The following is an 18,154-nucleotide window of genomic DNA, read 5'->3' as shown; positions in this document are numbered from 1 at the left end:
ATAGGTGTAAATTATAATGGGGTGATAATATGTCCTATAAAATATATTTAGTAGAAGATGATGAAAATTTAAACTTAGTACTGTCTTCATATTTAAAAAAAGAAGGCTGGGATGTATCTTCCTTTTTGAATGGAGAAGATGCAGAAAAAATGATAAATACTCCACCTGATTTATGGATTTTAGATATTATGCTGCCAGATATAGATGGCTATCAATTAATTAAAGAAATAAAAAGTATTACTCCAAATATTCCAGTTATTTTTATTTCTGCTAGAGATCAGGATATTGACAGGGTCGTAGGCTTAGAACTAGGTAGCGATGATTATTTACCTAAGCCTTTTCTTCCTCGTGAATTGGTTATTAGAGTAAAAAATATACTGGATAGACTTAATACAAACAATTCTAGTGTATCCAATCTACAACCTTATAATATTAATGAAAGTAGTAGAATAGTAAAATATAAAGAAGAAGCTATTGATCTTACCTCTAAGGAATATGAACTAGTGGTGTATTTCGCCAAAAATCCTGGAATAGCTTTATCTAGAGAACAAATCTTAAATACCATATGGGGAGACGATTATTTCGGTTCCGATAGGGTAGTAGATGACTTGGTAAGACGTGTTAGAAAAAAACTTCCAGAATTGGATATAGAAACGGTCTATGGCTATGGATACAGGGTGAATAAAAGATGAAAAACTACCCTCTATCATTTCAAATTTGGCTTATTATAGCTATTATTACTTTATCGATTTCCTTACTACTGTCCTTCATACTCCCCTCTACCTTAAGAGATTTCTTCACAAGGGAAATTTATGCAACTATTACCTCTGCCCAAGACTTAGTATTTAACCAATTTGATAGCGATATATATAGGGATTATATTGGTTCAGACTTCTTTGGACGAGATGAACAATTTCTAGAAAATATTAGAACTGTAAGGCATTTTATATTTTATGCTGATAGTAAAGGCCCTTTAAGTCTTTCTATGCCTGCAAAATTTCTAGAAAAAGTGCAGAATGAAGCCTTAAATCAAAGAAATATTAGCCAAGAATATGCTGGACATATAGGAAGTGAAAAAGTATTTTATATAATTACAAAAGGCAAAGCATTAAATAGAGATGCCTTTCTCGTTTCTTATATGGGAGACTCCTATAGAGAGGATTTGGTTCAGACTCTATTTAGAAAACTTCTAGGGGTTATGGTTGTTGTTTTCTTATTTAGCTGGATTCCTGCCATATTATTATCTAGATACTTATCTAAGCCTCTAGTAGATTTAGAAAAAAGGGTAGAAAAGTTAGCCAGTAATGAATGGAATGAACCTATAGAGCTAAATAGAGAAGATGAGATCGGAAGGCTTGGAAAATCTGTAGAATATTTGAGAAATCAGCTTATACGACAGGATGAAGCAGAACAATCCTTCTTACAACACGTTTCTCATGAATTAAAAACTCCAGTAATGGTTATTCAGTCTTATACTGAAGCTATTAAAGATGGAATATATCCAAAAGGTACCTTAGAATGTTCTATAGAGGTAATCGAAGGCGAAGCTAAAAGACTAGAGAAGAAAGTTAGAAACCTATTATATTTAACTAAATTAGACTACTTGTCTAATCATGAAATAGATAAAGTAAGATTTCCTCTTGATTTATTAATTCAAGAAGTTGTAGATAGATTGTCGTGGAGTAGAACAGATATTGATTGGAACTTAGAACTTAACCCTATATTTATAGAGGGAGATAAGGAACAGTGGGGAATTGTAATAGAAAATCTTCTAGATAATCAAATAAGATATGCAGATAAAAGAATTTTAATTTCCTTAAAAGATGTAGACAGCAAAATCATCTTAAGAGTGTGGAATGACGGACCACCCATTGAGGAAAAACTTTTAAATACATTATTTAATAAGTTCAACAAGGGTTATAAAGGTGAGTTCGGATTGGGCCTTGCCATAGTAAATAAAATTCTTAATTCATATGGTTCTAATATATTTGCTGTAAATGAAGATAAAGGGGTATCATTTTATATAGAGATTCATAGTTAGGAGTGATGATGTGGATAAATTAAATGTAAAAGTAGAGCATATATTTCATAGTGGATTTGCTGTAGAAACAGAAAATTTTCTTTTAGTATTTGACTATTATCAAGGTGATATATCACTAAAAAATAAGAAAACCATAATATTCTCTAGCCATTCCCATAGTGATCATTTTAACCCTGAAATATTGAAATGGTCAAATATTAGAGATGATATTAATTATGTATTTAGTTCAGATATAGAAATTATGGATTCAAATAAGAGAATATATAAAATGGGCCCTTATGAAAGTTTAACTTTAGATAGTGTAAATATTAAAACCTTTGGTTCTACAGATATGGGAGTATCTTTTTTTGTTAGTGTTGATGGGATTAATATATTCCATGCTGGAGACTTAAATTGGTGGTATTGGAATGATGATACAGAAGAAGAAAAAATCAGTATGGAAAAGTCCTTTAAAGAGGAAATCAAAAAAATAGAAGAACTTAATATAGATATATCCTTCTTCCCAGTAGATCCAAGATTAGAAGGTGCCTTTAATTTTGGCGGAGAATATTTTATTAAGATGGTAAAGCCAAAATACCTTTTCCCAATGCATTTTGGGGATAAGTTTCATGCTTCTTCAGACTTTATCCACAAAACAAAGGATATAGATACTAAAATTGTGGAAATTACCCACAGAAATCAAATAATAAATCTTTAATATAAAAAGAGGTGAAGTCTAGACTTCACCTTTTTTTGCTGTAAATTTTTCCTTTAAAAACTTTATATCGTCTTTAATATATCTATGATCCACTTCTGATACATTGAATTTTACTGTCTTAAACACAAACTGAAAGAAATATCCTCCACCTATGGACATTATAGCAGTTCCTATTCCTACAGAGCCACCTAAAAAATATCCTATTATTACAACTATTATTTCTAAAGAGTTTTTTACAAATCTTACTGATTTGTTAGTCTTCTTAGTTAGGGCTACCATCAATCCATCCCTAGGTCCTGCACCAAAGCCCGCTCCAATATATATATAACAACCATAACCTAAAACAATCATCCCTAAAAGCATCATAATTAAACTTGGAAGAAATCCATCAAATATTGGGATTAGTTTATTTAGCATTAATATATCTATAAAAGTCCCAATAAATATCATATTAAAAATAGTTCCCCACCCAATATCTTGACCAAAATATATATTAACAAGGATTATAATAAGCCCTGCAATTATATTTGCTCTTCCTATTGGTAAATTAAATACATTTCCTAGCCCTTGGTGAAATACGTCCCAAGGTGCTACTCCTAAATTAGCATTAATAGTCATTACCATACCTGTGGCACATACAAAATATCCTATTAAAAGCCTTATGGAACCTAGGATTGTTTTTTTCATATTTCAATCTCTACAGGACAATGGTCTGAGCCTAGTATACTTGAATGAATAGTCGCTGACTTTATTCTATCTTTTAATACTTCTGATACTATAAAATAGTCGATTCTCCAACCAACATTCCTATCTCTGGCTTGTCTCATATAGGACCACCAAGTATAAGCATCTTCCTTATCTGGATAGAAATGTCTAAATGTATCAATAAATCCTGATTCTAAAAGAATAGTCATCTTTTCTCTTTCTTCATCAGAGAAACCTGCATTCTTCCTATTGGTACTAGGATTTTTAAGGTCTATTTCTTTATGGGCAACATTTAAATCTCCACATAATACTACAGGCTTCTTGGTTTCTAGCATCTTTAAATAGTTTTTAAAATCATCCTCCCATTGCATCCTGTAGTCTAACCTTGCCAATTCTCTCTGGGAGTTTGGAGTATAAACATTCACTAAATAAAAATCATCATATTCTAATGTAATAACTCTACCTTCCTTATCATGTTCTTCTATATCTAATCCATAAGTAACAGATATGGGCTTAATCTTTGTAAATACTGCAGTGCCCGAATACCCTTTTTTCTCTGCATAGTTCCAATACTGATAATATCCTTCTAGATCTAAATCTATTTGCCCTTCTTGTAATTTTGTCTCTTGAACGCAAAATATATCTGCATCTATTTCCTTAAAAAAATCTAAAAAACCCTTACCTACACAAGCACGAATCCCATTTACATTCCAAGAAATTAATTTCATTTAGTTTTCCCCCTTATGAACATTACTTCTTTTTACTATTCTTTTTATTCTTAAAGGCATATCTAGGACCACTACCTTTAGTCCTTTCAAATTTATATTCTTTAGATATAGTTTTCTTCTTTTCAGGTTTATTATCTGGTTTCTTTACATCTTTTCTTCCATTCTTCTCTACTTTTCTAGTCTTTAAGTCTGCCTTAACCTTCCTTTGAATCAATGCCAAATCGTCTCTATCTCTCTCTGTTACAAAGGTAATTGCAGTACCTAAGTTTCCAATTCTTCCAGTTCTACCAATTCTATGAATATAACTATCTACATTTCTAGGTATATCATAGTTAATAACATGGGTCACTCCCTCTACATCTAAACCTCTAGCCACAATGTCTGTTGCCACAAGGATTTGAATCTTTGCAGTCCTAAAGGATTTAATTACTCTTTCCCTTTTAGCTTGGCTAAGATCTCCATGAAGCTCATCTGAATTATATCCTCTAGAAAGCAATTCACCATTTAAGGCAATTACTCCCTGTTTTGTACGACAGAATACAATAGCCAAATAGGGATTATATTCATCAATTAATTGACAAAGTATATCTAACTTCTTTCTTTCAGTAGTTTCTATAATTACTTGTTCTATCTCATCTAATGTAATATTTTTTCCTTGTATTTCAACTTGCAAAGGATTTCTCATAAATCTTTTGCCTAAAGATCTTATTTCATTAGGTATTGTAGCAGAAAATAACATGGTTTGACGAGCCTTCGGCGTATTCACTATGATACTTTCTACATCTTTTAAAAATCCCATATTAAGCATTTCATCTGCTTCATCTAATACTAAAAAATTAACTCTACCAAAATCTATGGTTTCTCTTCTTATATGATCCAATAGTCTACCTGGAGTAGCTATTACTAAATGAATACCCTTTTTTAGCTTTCTTACTTGCTGCTCCACATCCTGACCACCGTAGGCTGCTAAAATATTTATTTCCTTCTCACCCATAAGTTTTTTAGCCTCATTCGTAACTTGAATAGCCAGCTCTCTAGTTGGAGTTATGATTAATCCTTGTATATATGACTTATTTGTATCTATTTTCTGTATAATTGGCAATAAAAATGCTAAAGTTTTACCTGTTCCTGTTTGAGCCTGAGCTACTACATCACGTCCATTTAATAGTTCCCTTATGGTTTTCTCTTGAATAAGTGTAGGTTCTGTTATTCCATTTTTATTTAATATAGCTTCCAGTTCTTCGCTTATTCCAAGATCTCTGAAACTTCCTGACATTTAGAGCACCTTCTTTCTTATATCTTATTATCATTAGTTGTTTTATAAATCTAATATTCCTCTAAAAATAAATGTTTTTCTCCTTCTTTCTGCCATCCCAATATTCCATCCATGTTTACATTTTCTGCAGCCCTGAATATATTCATATCTACATTTGCAAAATCTTTTCTTAATTCTTCTAATAAATCCTTTATTTCATATCTCTTATTTCCTATTTTTTTAGCAGCCACCATACAGGCACAGTTTAAAGGCCATATTCCTGCATTTTGAATAAATCTTTGAATATATAACTCTTCTATTAAGTACAGTGGTCTTATTAACTCCATATTTTCGAAGTTCTGAGCCTTTAACTTTGGCATCATAGTCTTAAAATTACCTGCACATAATAAATTCAGCATAGTAGTCTCTATTACATCATTGAAGTGGTGACCAAGAGCTAGTTTATTACATCCTAATTCTCTTGCCTTACCATATAAAGAACCCCTTCTCATCCTGGCACACATATAGCAAGGATAATCATTGGCTATCTTATCTGCCACTTGAAATATATCTGCATCATATATATTAACAGGTATATCTAAATATTTACAGTTATCCTCTAAAAGACTACGTATATCCTTATGATACCCAGGATCCATGGCTATAAATTCTAATTCAAAATTTTGATTGCCGTTTTTATATAATTCCTGAAAAAGCTTTGCCATAAGAAGACTATCTTTTCCGCCTGATATTGCTACTGCTATTTTATCACCATCTTGTATTAAATCATACTCCTTTATTGCCTTAATAAACTTAGACCATATATGTTTTCTATAAGTCTTTATAATGCTTCTTTCTATATCCTTTAATGGTTTTCTGTCATTAAAAGGAACTAATATTTCACATCCTGTTCCCTTTATTCCATTATCTTTTTCATCCATATTTATCACTCCGCTTAATTTAATATTCCTTCTTTCTCTTCAAAATATACTGTTCCCCATACTCCTACTAAAATCACAACTGCTCCGATAAAATCATAAAAGAAAAAATCTTCCTTTAATATTAGAACTCCAGCAGCAATTGATACTATTGTACAAAGATTAGCAAATACTGCTGATTGTGATACTGGTATCTTAGATATTGTATAATTAACCATAAAGAAAGCAACTATCGACGATAATATTCCTAAGTATAGTAGAGGAATTATTGCTTGACTATGGGCTAATGGTGCAAAATAATTTCTCATGTTTCCTTTTATTAGATTAGTAATAATAAGTATCGTATTAAATGAAATAGCTCCTATCCACATCATTACATATGTAATCTCAACAGGTGTAAAATCTATTGAAGATTTTTTTGATCCGATATTATAGAAAGCAGATGCTATTATAGCAAAAAATAAAAATATAATCCCTAATAAATTACCTGATAAACTCAAACTGTCTTTCATCATATTAATAAAGATTACTCCTCCAACAGACAAAGCTATAAATCCCAACTGAATAGGTCTAAGCCTTTCATGTAAAAATATCATACTAAATATAGCTACAAATACAGGTATTAGAGATATCATAAGACCTGCCTCTGAGGAGGATGTCATATTAATTCCCATAGATTCGAATAAAAAATATAATACAGGTTCACAGATCGATGTAAGTAAGACCATTTTTATATTTTTTCCCTTTAAATTTACTTTAATAATTCCAAGGGCTTTAAGTAAAGTCATAACTAAGGCTGCAAGTAAAAATCTAAAGGAAATAAGTTCTATTGGCGTCATAACCTCAAGCCCTATTTTAGAAAACATAAAAGAAAATCCAAATATAGTTGAATATATAATTGCCGAAACTATGGGCAAATATTTGTTATCTCTCAAATAAAGTTCCCCCTTCAATAATCTATATAATCCCTTATCTAGAATAATATAACACACTTTGAACCCTATCTGCAACCAAAGCAAAGCCTAGGTTAAATTTAAACCTAGGCCTATTATTCTTCTCTATTTTAGTCCGTTATAAAGCTGGTTCAATAAAAGTCCATTAAAATCTCCGCTTACCTCCCAAATCATTGCCCCACCTAGTTCGTTTAACTTAATATAATCTGCCTTATAAGAAATAGATTCTTCATCTTCATAGGTTATAAAGCTTGTACCATCATAAATCCATGGCATTAAAGAGCCATAATGAAAGTATCTATTGGTCCCTTGCTTGTCTAAATACTTATAAACTATATCACCATAACCAATAGTTGAATTTCCATCATAAAGTTGATACAGTCCATTATTCCATGGATTTACATTATTATATTGTTTTCCATAAAATGAAATCCCCATAACTATTTTTTCCTTAGGAAAACCTCTATTTATCCAAATTTTCATTGACTCATCTACACTAAGTTTTATATTGTTTAAAGATTCATTATTAGTATATAATGGTGAGTTAAAATCAGTGTATTTATCCCAAGAACCATGAATATTGTAGCTCATAATATTTGCAAAATCTACGTATTTATGAATTTCTTCTAATTCAATATTGTCTGTAAACATACTCGATGCTCCACCTGCAAAAGTTAATATATATGATTTATTATCTATTTGACCTTGAGTATCAAAGGTTTCTCTTAATTCCTTTAGTAAAAGTGTAAAATTTTCCTTATCCTCTTGTCTATAGATATTATCTGAAAGTCCACCACTTACTGGAAATTCCCAATCTATATCTATTCCGTCAAGCCCATACTCCCTCATAAAATCTATACAGCTATTTGCAAAGGTAGTCCTAGATTCATCTGTTAATGCTACATCAGAAAACTTATCCGACCATGACCATCCTCCCACTGATACTAGTACCTTGAGATTTGGATTAATTATTTTAAGTTCCCTTATTTTTTGTAAATTAACTAAATCTATATATGGATCACCTAATACTATTTTTAATTCTTCATTAATATTTGCAAAAGAATAATTAATATGAGTCAACTTAGTAGCATCAACTTTATCCAAAGTATATCCTGAATAAGCTGACCAAGATGTATAATATCCTACAATCTTCCTTTCAGGCTCCTTCACTCCATTGGCTAAAGCAGTAGGGGTTATACATAGCAAGCTTAATATTAATACAAAGATTAAAGATGAAAATAATACTTTTTTACTATTTGTAACATCTGTCATAAAACGGTCCAGCTCCTCTTTTAAAATTATATTCTATTTTCATCCTACAGAGTTTTCAAATCCTTTTCAACCTGTAATTCTTGGGAATTATGGATAAGTATATATGTCTACTAATTCTCCCAATGCAAAAAACCTTTTTCCTGTTTTAGAAGAATAATAACAGGTCATTAAGGATATAATTGGCTTCCCCTTTTTTTCTGCCTTAATATCATCTAACATATTAAGAGCTGTATCAGGTACTACTACTGTATCGTAGATCTTATACTCATAGATCATTTTTTTATCACTTATTTTTACTACAGTTCCCACCTCTATATCCATAAGACTTCCAAATAGAAGAGACTTATTCTTCATAAGATGACCTGCTAGAGGATAGTTTCTCTCACCCATTTCCTGTCCTTCAACCATAGTTGTAGCCCCTATTAATAAATTAGAATTAGTTGTCCCCTTTAATATAGGAATATCAATCCCTAAATCTGGTATGGCAATTTGACCTATTATATATTTATTATCAAAATCTTTAATCTCCCATAATAATGAGTTTGTTTCAATATCTATTATGCTATCGTAGTCATAATTCGTCTCTGTATTTTTATTTTCCTCTATTTCCTCTGGAGTGATTTCATTTAATATATTTCTTTTAGTATTAATATTATATTGGATAATTAAATTATTTATATATGGAATAGATAAGACTATAATACCTATTATAATTGCCATTGTAGAAATAAGTTTCTTCATTTTACCACCTCAAAATTAAAAATAAAAACTAAATCTGCATTCTTACTCAATCAATGCAGATAGTTAATAGCTACCCATATTAATCTATTTTAATTTTTTATTTATTTTCAAATATGTATTTTAAATAATAATTGTAACAAACTAATAAAAACATATTGGAAAGGAATAAAACAAATGCAAGATAAAATAATTATAATAGGTAATGGTATAGCTGCAATCTCTGCTATAAAAGCCATAAGAGAAGTAGATATGGAAAGTGAAATTCATTTATTTGGAGAAGAAGTATTTTATCCCTATAGTAGAATAAGGCTTTCAAAGGGCTTATTATCTACACTTCAAGAAGATAAAATATTGCTGCAAAAAAGAGAATGGTATGATGATAATAATGTAAATCTATACCTGGGTACTAAAGTCGTATCTATAGATATAGATAAAAAGGTAGTAAGATTATTTGATGATAGCTTAATTAGTTATACTAAAATATTAATTGCAACTGGTTCTAATAATATGGAACCCAATATCCCAGGAGTTGACAAAAATGGGGTATATAGCTTGAGAACTCTTCAAAACGCTTGGGATATTGCTGATAGTCTCAAAGATAGTAAAAATATCCTAATAATCGGTGGTGGAATACAAGGTTTAGAAATTGCTTGGATATTATCTCAAATAAATAAGGAGGTTACCATAGCCCATAATCATGTCAGATTAATGACAAAACAATTAGATAGTAAAGCATCTAAAATCCTAGAAAACAATATACGTGCTAATAATGTTCAGATACTATTTAACTGTGAAATAAGTGAAATACTAGGCAATGATAAAGCTGAAGGTTTTAAAACCAGTGATGGCAAAACATATAATTGTGATACTGTAATATACTCAATAGGTACTAGTCCCAATATAGAACTTTTAAAAGATACTCCTATAGAATTAAATAGGGGAATTGTAGTAGATGAAAAAATGGAAACAAGTGTAAATGGAATATTTGCTGCTGGAGATGCGGCAGAATATAATGATCATATATTTGGACTATGGAATGTTTCCATTGGTCAAGGAAAGGTGGCTGGATATAATATTACAGATAAGGATACTATATATGAACATATCACTCCGCTAACTACTTTAAATGCCTTTGATATATCTTTATTTTCTATGGGAATAGTAGATGAAAGTATGGCTACAGATATTGTTTTAGATGAAAAAATAGATAGTAATATATATAATAAAGTCTTGATTAATGATGGAAAAATCATAGGAGCCATAGTTGTCGGAAATATAAAATCTTCCCCTGTATTAAAATCTGCAATCGAGAAGAAAACTAGGCTTGAAAACATTAACTATAAAGATATATCCTTTGATAATTTAATTCAAGAGTTAAAAAGTAAATAAGGAGTGGTAATATAGACCCTAGGTTTATTAGGGTCTATTTATTTAAAACATAGTCATACAAATTGGGCTTTCACTAGAACAAAAGTCTGATATATTTAGTTTTATTTCAACATCATATGCTTCATCATTTGAAATAGTAGGATACCCTTTATTAAAGTAGATTATTATACTACATTCATTATCTTTTGTGAACTACTCACCACTTATAGAAGTGGGAGCTTCCGAAGAAGATTGATAGCTAAGCTATCCTTATTCTTTTAGGCGTATCCACTTCGCCTCTATTGTATAGGATTCTTAGATCCACAACTTTACTTTTCTTTAATATATTTAGTGCTGCATTTACATCTGCATTTAATGTAGTGCCTGTACTTGTTTTATATAGTCCTCTTTTTATTCTTTCTCCACTAAAGTCCCTTGAGGTTTTATCTCCTATTGTTGGTATTTCATCTTTATCAAAGAAACTTGCTTTAGATGTATAGCTTTCTTCTTGTTTTATATAGGTTATATTGTATAGTTTACATAGATACTCTAACTTATCTTTTATATTTCCTATAGGGATATTTACAAAGTTTTGATTATTGATTTTTCCTATATTTATTTTATTTTGTATATCTTCGTTATATCCTAAGACTATTGTACCTATATCATTATTGATACAGTAATTAATTATATATCTACAGGATTTATTTATATAGTCATTGACTTGATTATTTCTCTTTTTAGTAATTATTACTTGATATTTTGTTATCCCTTTTATTCTTTGTTTATCCTTTATACTCTGGTATTTAGCCATTTGTTTGTTATACCATTGGTTTATGGATTTAAGTTTATTTCCATCTACTATGAAAGATTTGCCTTTATTGGTTACACAGGTTGCCAGATTATTTATTCCTAAATCTATTGAAAGTGCATTTTGCTTATTTAATTCCCTTTGATATTCTTCTACCTTATAGGTATATTGAATTTCAAAGTACCTTCCAGATAGTTTAGGTACTATTCTAATCTCTTTTATTGCTTTATCTTTTAATATTGGTGGTATTGTTATTATGATAGGCTTGTGATTCCTTTTGTATGTATTGGAATAGGGAAGTATTAGTTTATTATTATTAAGTCTAACAAATCCAATTATTAGTGTGAAAAATTCTTCTTTTTTAAGATATTTAGGAATGTTTACTTTAGAATTATATTTACCTAGTTTCTTTAGTTTGAGAAGTTCAAAGAATGATTTAAATGTTCCATCTACTTCTTTTAGTATTTGTTGACTCATATTGCTATTTAGTATTTTGTAATTCTCATTATTTTTACATAGTAGATTATTCTTACCATAACTAAGATATTCACCTGTTTCAAAGAAATATTGTCTAATATTATATAGGGCTACATTATATAGATTTTTAGCAGTATGAGATAGTTCTCTTAAGATTAGATATTCTTCTTTGGTAAGGTTTTTAACTTGTTGCTTTACTGTTAAATACACTGTTTTCACCTCCATTCTATGAATATACTTTATCACAGAACAGAAGTTTGTTCAATGTGTTTATTGCCGATTATTGCAATTCATCACCCACTTATAGAAGTGGATGTATTCTTGCTGGCCTTTTTGATAAAACTATCATTTGTAGTAATCTTTAATTTACAATTCCTGTTATTTTGCTAAATAGTTAAATACATTTCATATTGTGATATATTATCTTTTTGGAAATTCATCTTTTTTAAAAAGCCTTCTATTTTAGCATTATTAGGAAAACTTATGTTTAACCTTTTTAAGTCTAAATCATTAACTGCATTTAGAATAAGATTTCTAGCAATTCCTTTTTGCCTATGTACTGGATTAACCCAAATAAAAAGTATTTTGCCATTTATACTTATGGTCATAGCACCTATTAACTTAGACTCCTTATAAACCCCATAATGAACTAATCCTTGAAGCTTTCTCATATAATCAAAATCATTTTGCCAATTAACATGAATATCTTTCAATGATTGTGACAAATCTAAAACAGTGTCGAAGGTTATCTTTTCTATCTCTATAGATTTATCTACCTCCTTCTGTATATTATCAATTTCTCTAAGGGAATAATACTTTATATCATAGACCTTTTCATATCCTAGTTTATTATAAAATTTAATAGCCCTATCATTTCCCACTATAACTTCTAAAAACATTTGTTTACATTGATTGTCTAATGCAACTCTCTTGTGTAATTTAAATAAATCTCTACTAATCTCTCTCCCCCTATAATTAGGATGAATACAAAGAGCCCCGCAGCGAATAGTTTTTGTTCCCTCATAATCTTTAATTCCACCTAGAATTAAACCTATTGGGCTTCCGTTATCTAAGGCTATAAATGAATGTTCTAATTGATTGCCCTCTGGCCCAAAAAAACGTTCCATAAAGCCTTCCTCAGAAATATCAATTTTTATTATATAATCTGAAAATCCTATTCTAAAGGCATTATATACTTTTTCAAACTCAACATTATTACAATAATCATATGTAATCATATTAATCTCCTTTTTCAATTTTCTTCAATATCATATCTATATAATTTTCAATTACTTCTTCAGTCATTCTAATACCCATTACGGAATTTGCAAATCCAATACCATCCATTGTAGATAAAATAATATAAACCATAGATTCTATGTCTATATTTTTTTTAAATTCCCCATTACGGATTCCCTCTTCTAATATTTCTGATAGAATAGTATAAAACATGTTGTATCTTTCTTTAGCCTTATGTTCCATATTAGGGTTTCTAGAAAGTACAGACCAAAATTCAAAGGTAAATCTAGACATCTGTTGAACCCTTTCATCAAAGAATCCTGTTAGGGTCCATTTAATATAACTGATTAACTTTTCTTTACTTGAATTTGTATTCTTTTCATCATTTATTATACTATGTCTTTGTCTTAATCTATCCTTTGCAATCTCTAAAAATATATCTTCCTTACTTTTAAAATAATAATATATTCCTCCCTTACTAATTCCTGATGCTTTAACAATATCATCTACAGATGTTTCAGAATAGCCTTTCTCTGCAAATAAGTCAAAAGCATAATTAATTATCTTTTCCTTTTTACTTTGTATTCCTTTACTCCCATTATTCGTCATATTACCTCCAATTACAAACCGACTAGTCGGTCTTTTTATTTTATTATATGTTAAATAATTAATGGCTACAATATAATATATAAATTTTATATAAAATAATATATTAATCTTCCATTAATCATCAATAATCTTATTATTGCACTTATGTGATATTTACTGTATAATTTCTTGTTGTATAGTGTTTTTTAAATTAAGATATATTTAGTATATTATTTTTATCATAGAAAGGAAATAAAGGATGAAACTTGGAATCGTAGGACTACCTAATGTAGGAAAAAGTACACTTTTTAATGCAATAACTCAAGCAGGTGCAGAATCTGCTAACTATCCATTTTGTACTATAGAGCCAAATGTAGGAGTAGTTGCAGTGCCAGATGAAAGACTAGACAAGCTGGCAGAAATTTATACATCAAAGAAAACAGTTCCAACGGCAATAGAATTCTACGACATAGCAGGTCTTGTAAAAGGAGCTAGTCAAGGAGAAGGTCTTGGAAATAAATTTTTATCTCATATTCGTGAAGTTGAAGCTATCGTTCATGTAGTTAGAGCTTTTGAAAATGTAGATGTTGTCCATGTAGAAGGAAATATCGATCCTCTTAGAGATATAGAGACTATAAATCTAGAGCTAATGTTTTCTGATATGGAACAGTTAGAAAGAAGACTTCAAAAATCACAGAAAATGGCTAAATCAGATAAGTCATTGGCTGCAGAAGTAGAAATAATTCAAAGGGTCTTGAAATCCTTAGAGGAAGGAAAATCCATAAGAACATTGGATTTATCTCCTGAGGAAAAGGAAATAGTAAAAACCTTTAATCTTTTAAGTTCAAAGCCTGTAATATATGCAGCAAATGTATCTGAAGAGGACTTAGTAAATAACGGTGACTCAAATCCTTATGTAGCCAAGATAAGAGAACATGCTAATTCTGAAAATGCAGAGGTAGTTGTAGTTAGTGCCCAAATCGAAGCAGAAATTTCACTTTTAGATAATGAAGAAAAAATGGAATTCTTAAATGATTTAGGAGTAGAAAAATCTGGTCTTGACAAACTTATACAAGCTTCCTATAGTTTACTAGGACTTATGAGTTTTTTAACAGCAGGACCTATGGAAGCTAGAGCTTGGACTATTAAAAAAGGAACTTTAGCCCCTCAAGCTGCTGGTAAAATCCACTCCGATATCGAAAGAGGATTTATTAGGGCAGAAGTAATAGCCTTTGATGATTTAATGACCCATGGTGGAAATATGACATCAGCTAAGGAAAAAGGACTTGTAAGAATTGAAGGAAAAGACTATGTAATGAAAGATGGAGATGTAGTATTATTTAGATTTAATGTGTAGATAACAAATAATTAAACATATCCTATAGTAACAGATTAATCCACTGTATAGAAAACATATAGTGGATTAATTATATATAAGCAAATTTGATTGATAACTTTATTGCTATAAATTTTACTTCTCTGTTATAATTAAAAATATAAGGAAAATTCTGCTTATTATTTAAAAAAGGAGGTAACCCTTATGAGATATATTAGACTTCCTTGTTAATTCGTTTTATTACAAAGACTACGAGCACCTCCCCTTAAGATTTATGATTTGAAGATTTATATACAATATTTGGAGGTGTTATTTTGAAAATTGTAAATATGAATGAAATTAAAGATGATTTAATTCTTCAGGCTGCACAAATTCTTACTGATAGTCTCCCTATTGGATGGCCAACCCTTGATGATGCAATTGATGAGATTAAAGAAAGATTAATTTCTGAAAATGTTTTACTTGCTGCTGTAGAGGATGACGAAATCATAGGATGGGGTGGAATACTCCCTCAATACAATTGTAATGTATTTGAACTTCATCCATTAGCGGTTAAACAAAATATGCGAAGGAAGGGTGTTGGAGCTGCAATTGTTAAGGCTTTAGAAGATGCAGCCCGCAGTCGTGGAGGAATAACAATGCAGCTAGGTGCAGATGATGAGGTCAATGATGGGGAAACTTCCTTTGCCAATGTTGATCTATATGACAATTTACCTAGGCGTATTGAAAATTTTAATCCCGGCACTCACCAAACTAGCTTCTATATGAAAATCGGCTATAAAATCATTGGAGTTATGCCTGATGCCAACGGCATAGGAAAACCAGATATCTATATGGGAAAACGCTTATAATATGAAATGACTAAGTAATATCAGTTTTAAACCCACCTTTGAAATATCAGAGGTGGGTTTTAGAAATTTATTTATACTTATCTATATTTATTTCATCTTAATTCCAGTTTGATTTTGTCCATTTTGATTTAATATTAGAGCAAAAAAGAATCTGTCTCAAAAACGATTAAATTAATCATTTTTAAGACAGATTCTCATATATTAGTAAACTTTATTTCAATGTATATTTAACTATTATAGATGGATCTAATACTCTAAAAGTGAAAGACTCTGTAGCAAAAAATCTTACTATTTCACTAGTGTGAGTTTGATACCCTATTGTAAAGTCTCTACCAATAGTAAGCTCTAGGTCATCATGATTATATGGTAGTAAATATGCACCATCCACTACATGGCTAAATACAATTTTCCCACCAATTAATCTTTCAATTCTTTCGTCTAATGGATATGCTGTTTCCTTAGATATAATTCTTTTATATGCTTCCTCATTTACAACTAAAGTAAAAGGTCCTTCCGCATAGGATTTTTTAAGTTCAATTAAACCCTTAGTTATTGCTTCCATTATGGCTGTCGGATCTTTCCCAAATGTTATTTGTTGCAATTCAACTGAATCATTTATTCCTTTAATTGAAGCACTTTCTAATCCATTATATATTGCATTTTCTTCAAATAATGCAATGCTTTTCATTGCTTTCTCCAGTGGTTCATAATTAATATCTTTAGCTCCTCGAGCAATATTATCTAATTCCCATCTATGCATTTCAAATTCTACCCTTGCTTCTGTTAAAGGTAAAACCTCATAATTACCATAGTAAACGCCCTCTGAATCTTGAATATTAGTTAATCTGCCTTCTGTAATTACGTTATAATCAAGTCCCTTTGGTCCATTTACCTTCACTACTTTTCTAGCAGATAAATAGGATTTTAGAACTTCTTTTGCTCTTTTATCTATTTCATTCCAAGATTCACTAGATATAGGTGCTAATTCTCTATACAACATATTCTCTCCCTCCTATTTTAAATCTCCAATATTTAGATTTGATTCATTCTCAAATCCTGATTTAATTTGCTCCTCCAAATGTGAAATAGGTCCTTCTGTAAATAAATAGGCTCTAAGCTCCTCATCCCATTTATCCATGTTCCTTCTTAACCATTCTAAAAGCATACAAGCATGTTCTATCTCTTCATCTCTATTATGTGCCATTATAGCCTTTAGCTCTGCATCCTTTGAAGCATCAACTCTTTGATTATACCAATCAACAGCCTCTACCTCTTCCTTTAAACTATTTATAGCTCTTGATATGTTTAAGGTTTTTTCATCTAGTTTCTCCACTGGCTCATGATATTCACTCATATTTAATACCTCCCGTTATTTTATTTTATTATTTTTAAATCACCCTATTAATGCGTTGCTAAACAATTCCAATATGTATGATTGTAATTTAGAATCTCCTAACAAATAGTTCGTACAAGCTGATTTCTAAAAAATCTAACTAGTTATTGCTTAATCCTTTTTCTGCATCAATCTTTCTCATGTTTTATAGCCTCTAGAGTATTCTGCACAAATTAATAATATAATATACTCTAGATATTAATAACTCTCTTTTGGTTGTTGTTGAAAATTATAACTCTAATAATAAAATAAATTTGTGGAAAAGTATATATACACTATAATTTATATTGGAGGAATGAAAATGACAGAAAGAGGTTATTTCGGAGAAATAAGTGCCGCAAATGATGCTGTTAAAGAACTTAAAAATGCAGGCTTTAGTGGTGCTTTTGTAGATATCAATGATCATTATATTGGAAATAGAAATATTAAAACCAATGTTCCAGGAACAAGCACAGCACCTAGTCTCTCTCAATTAGTTTTAAGCTCCGGTTCAACTAGCTTAAATGAAGGAAATTCTCCTTTAGCTGCAGCTAGCCCTATGGTCAGTGGAATGGGTTCTTTTGATGATATTGCGAGTATAAATTATGTTGTCAATGTAGATACAAACAGTGAAGATTCTCAGAAGGCTAGAGATATTCTCAAAAGTAATGGTGGATATTTAGGTAATCCAAATGTTAGTAGAGAAAAAGTTATATCTAATGCTGACGTTGATTTAGAAAAGGCTATATCTACACTCAATGACGACTTATATTAAAAATAAG

At 30.2% G+C, this 18,154-nt stretch carries 19 protein-coding genes; 7 read left to right on the top strand and 12 right to left on the bottom strand.

Annotated features, from left to right (window positions below):
• The first annotated feature begins 29 nt into the window (after positions 1 to 29).
• From RBU61_RS18100 to RBU61_RS18090, 3 genes are read left to right on the top strand one after another with little or no spacing between them, the layout of a single operon-like run.
• Entirely contained in the window at positions 30 to 692 is a 663-nt protein-coding gene (locus tag RBU61_RS18100; RefSeq protein ID WP_308877072.1) for a response regulator transcription factor, read from the top strand.
• Entirely contained in the window at positions 689 to 2,041 is a 1,353-nt protein-coding gene (locus RBU61_RS18095) for a HAMP domain-containing sensor histidine kinase (protein ID WP_308877071.1), read from the top strand. Before RBU61_RS18100 ends, RBU61_RS18095 begins: the two co-directional genes overlap by 4 nt.
• Positions 2,042 to 2,051: 10 nt before the next feature.
• The gene (locus tag RBU61_RS18090; RefSeq protein ID WP_308877070.1) at positions 2,052 to 2,738 is read left to right on the top strand and encodes an MBL fold metallo-hydrolase; all 687 of its coding nucleotides are present in this window, start codon (positions 2,052 to 2,054) and stop codon (positions 2,736 to 2,738) included.
• An 18-nt stretch (positions 2,739 to 2,756) separates the two neighbouring features.
• Here RBU61_RS18090 and RBU61_RS18085 read toward each other — a convergent pair whose 3' ends face one another.
• From RBU61_RS18085 to RBU61_RS18055, 7 genes are all read right to left on the bottom strand, one after another.
• Positions 2,757 to 3,425, bottom strand: coding sequence for a hypothetical protein (locus RBU61_RS18085; protein WP_308877069.1), 669 nt, complete (start codon positions 3,423 to 3,425; stop codon positions 2,757 to 2,759).
• On the bottom strand, positions 3,422 to 4,171 hold the full coding sequence (locus RBU61_RS18080; RefSeq protein WP_308877068.1) for an exodeoxyribonuclease III: 750 nt from the start codon (positions 4,169 to 4,171) through the stop codon (positions 3,422 to 3,424). The genes RBU61_RS18085 and RBU61_RS18080 overlap by 4 nt, the downstream gene beginning before the upstream one ends.
• Before the next feature lie 22 nt (positions 4,172 to 4,193).
• Positions 4,194 to 5,447 (bottom strand): DEAD/DEAH box helicase, encoded by a 1,254-nt coding sequence (locus RBU61_RS18075; RefSeq protein ID WP_308877067.1) that lies wholly within the window; start codon positions 5,445 to 5,447, stop codon positions 4,194 to 4,196.
• A 50-nt stretch (positions 5,448 to 5,497) separates the two neighbouring features.
• Positions 5,498 to 6,367, bottom strand: a complete 870-nt coding sequence (locus RBU61_RS18070) for an ATP-binding protein (protein WP_308877066.1) — start codon at positions 6,365 to 6,367, stop codon at positions 5,498 to 5,500.
• Between the two features lie 14 nt (positions 6,368 to 6,381).
• Positions 6,382 to 7,299: a DMT family transporter gene (locus tag RBU61_RS18065; protein ID WP_308877065.1), complete on the bottom strand. Its 918-nt coding sequence runs from the start codon at positions 7,297 to 7,299 to the stop codon at positions 6,382 to 6,384.
• Positions 7,300 to 7,422: 123 nt separating this feature from the next.
• Complete coding sequence (locus RBU61_RS18060) at positions 7,423 to 8,589, bottom strand: glycoside hydrolase family 18 protein (RefSeq protein WP_308877064.1); 1,167 nt, start codon at positions 8,587 to 8,589, stop codon at positions 7,423 to 7,425.
• An 87-nt stretch (positions 8,590 to 8,676) separates the two neighbouring features.
• Complete coding sequence (locus RBU61_RS18055) at positions 8,677 to 9,330, bottom strand: class A sortase (RefSeq protein WP_308877063.1); 654 nt, start codon at positions 9,328 to 9,330, stop codon at positions 8,677 to 8,679.
• Positions 9,331 to 9,504: 174 nt separating this feature from the next.
• Between RBU61_RS18055 and RBU61_RS18050 the strand changes: the two genes are divergently transcribed.
• On the top strand, positions 9,505 to 10,719 hold the full coding sequence (locus RBU61_RS18050; RefSeq protein WP_308877062.1) for an FAD-dependent oxidoreductase: 1,215 nt from the start codon (positions 9,505 to 9,507) through the stop codon (positions 10,717 to 10,719).
• A 238-nt stretch (positions 10,720 to 10,957) separates the two neighbouring features.
• On the opposite strand, the gene RBU61_RS18045 is transcribed toward RBU61_RS18050, so the two are convergent.
• The 3 genes from RBU61_RS18045 to RBU61_RS18035 all read right to left on the bottom strand — a co-directional run bounded on the left by RBU61_RS18045 (position 10,958) and on the right by RBU61_RS18035 (position 13,834).
• Positions 10,958 to 12,196 (bottom strand): transposase, encoded by a 1,239-nt coding sequence (locus RBU61_RS18045; protein WP_308877061.1) that lies wholly within the window; start codon positions 12,194 to 12,196, stop codon positions 10,958 to 10,960.
• Between the two features lie 176 nt (positions 12,197 to 12,372).
• Positions 12,373 to 13,224, bottom strand: coding sequence for a GNAT family N-acetyltransferase (locus RBU61_RS18040; protein WP_308877059.1), 852 nt, complete (start codon positions 13,222 to 13,224; stop codon positions 12,373 to 12,375).
• 1 nt (position 13,225) lies between these two features.
• The gene (locus RBU61_RS18035) at positions 13,226 to 13,834 is read right to left on the bottom strand and encodes a TetR/AcrR family transcriptional regulator (RefSeq protein WP_308877057.1); all 609 of its coding nucleotides are present in this window, start codon (positions 13,832 to 13,834) and stop codon (positions 13,226 to 13,228) included.
• 238 nt (positions 13,835 to 14,072) lie between these two features.
• On the opposite strand from RBU61_RS18035, the gene ychF reads away from it, so the two are divergent.
• Positions 14,073 to 15,170 carry a redox-regulated ATPase YchF gene (ychF, locus tag RBU61_RS18030; protein WP_308877056.1) on the top strand — a complete coding sequence of 366 codons (1,098 nt, stop codon included), beginning with the start codon at positions 14,073 to 14,075 and terminating at the stop codon, positions 15,168 to 15,170.
• Between the two features lie 293 nt (positions 15,171 to 15,463).
• Positions 15,464 to 16,000, top strand: a complete 537-nt coding sequence (locus tag RBU61_RS18025; RefSeq protein ID WP_308877054.1) for a GNAT family N-acetyltransferase — start codon at positions 15,464 to 15,466, stop codon at positions 15,998 to 16,000.
• Between the two features lie 211 nt (positions 16,001 to 16,211).
• Here RBU61_RS18025 and RBU61_RS18020 read toward each other — a convergent pair whose 3' ends face one another.
• Together RBU61_RS18020 and RBU61_RS18015 are read right to left on the bottom strand one after the other, a co-directional pair.
• Positions 16,212 to 17,000 carry a family 1 encapsulin nanocompartment shell protein gene (locus RBU61_RS18020; protein ID WP_308877053.1) on the bottom strand — a complete coding sequence of 263 codons (789 nt, stop codon included), beginning with the start codon at positions 16,998 to 17,000 and terminating at the stop codon, positions 16,212 to 16,214.
• A 12-nt stretch (positions 17,001 to 17,012) separates the two neighbouring features.
• The gene (locus RBU61_RS18015; protein WP_308877052.1) at positions 17,013 to 17,354 is read right to left on the bottom strand and encodes a ferritin-like domain-containing protein; all 342 of its coding nucleotides are present in this window, start codon (positions 17,352 to 17,354) and stop codon (positions 17,013 to 17,015) included.
• A 340-nt stretch (positions 17,355 to 17,694) separates the two neighbouring features.
• Here RBU61_RS18015 and RBU61_RS18010 point away from each other — a divergent pair, with 340 nt between their 5' ends.
• Positions 17,695 to 18,147, top strand: a complete 453-nt coding sequence (locus RBU61_RS18010; RefSeq protein ID WP_308877051.1) for a hypothetical protein — start codon at positions 17,695 to 17,697, stop codon at positions 18,145 to 18,147.
• The last annotated feature ends 7 nt before the right edge of the window (positions 18,148 to 18,154 follow it).

It is taken from the genome of Tissierella sp. MB52-C2, from assembly GCF_030931715.1.
Taxonomy (GTDB): Bacteria; Bacillota; Clostridia; order Tissierellales; family Tissierellaceae; genus Tissierella.
Note: the sequence above shows the minus strand (reverse complement) of the source record. Positions and strands in the feature narration are given on the sequence as shown.

Coding starts and splice junctions, on each gene's coding strand:
- RBU61_RS18100 (WP_308877072.1), top strand. CDS start 30: ATGTCCTATAAAATATATTTAGTAGAAGATGATGAAAATTTAAACTTA.
- RBU61_RS18095 (WP_308877071.1), top strand. CDS start 689: ATGAAAAACTACCCTCTATCATTTCAAATTTGGCTTATTATAGCTATT.
- RBU61_RS18085 (WP_308877069.1), bottom strand. CDS start 3,425: ATGAAAAAAACAATCCTAGGTTCCATAAGGCTTTTAATAGGATATTTT.
- RBU61_RS18080 (WP_308877068.1), bottom strand. CDS start 4,171: ATGAAATTAATTTCTTGGAATGTAAATGGGATTCGTGCTTGTGTAGGT.
- RBU61_RS18075 (WP_308877067.1), bottom strand. CDS start 5,447: ATGTCAGGAAGTTTCAGAGATCTTGGAATAAGCGAAGAACTGGAAGCT.
- RBU61_RS18070 (WP_308877066.1), bottom strand. CDS start 6,367: ATGGATGAAAAAGATAATGGAATAAAGGGAACAGGATGTGAAATATTA.
- RBU61_RS18060 (WP_308877064.1), bottom strand. CDS start 8,589: ATGACAGATGTTACAAATAGTAAAAAAGTATTATTTTCATCTTTAATC.
- RBU61_RS18055 (WP_308877063.1), bottom strand. CDS start 9,330: ATGAAGAAACTTATTTCTACAATGGCAATTATAATAGGTATTATAGTC.
- RBU61_RS18050 (WP_308877062.1), top strand. CDS start 9,505: ATGCAAGATAAAATAATTATAATAGGTAATGGTATAGCTGCAATCTCT.
- RBU61_RS18040 (WP_308877059.1), bottom strand. CDS start 13,224: ATGATTACATATGATTATTGTAATAATGTTGAGTTTGAAAAAGTATAT.
- RBU61_RS18035 (WP_308877057.1), bottom strand. CDS start 13,834: ATGACGAATAATGGGAGTAAAGGAATACAAAGTAAAAAGGAAAAGATA.
- ychF (WP_308877056.1), top strand. CDS start 14,073: ATGAAACTTGGAATCGTAGGACTACCTAATGTAGGAAAAAGTACACTT.
- RBU61_RS18020 (WP_308877053.1), bottom strand. CDS start 17,000: ATGTTGTATAGAGAATTAGCACCTATATCTAGTGAATCTTGGAATGAA.
- RBU61_RS18015 (WP_308877052.1), bottom strand. CDS start 17,354: ATGAGTGAATATCATGAGCCAGTGGAGAAACTAGATGAAAAAACCTTA.
- RBU61_RS18010 (WP_308877051.1), top strand. CDS start 17,695: ATGACAGAAAGAGGTTATTTCGGAGAAATAAGTGCCGCAAATGATGCT.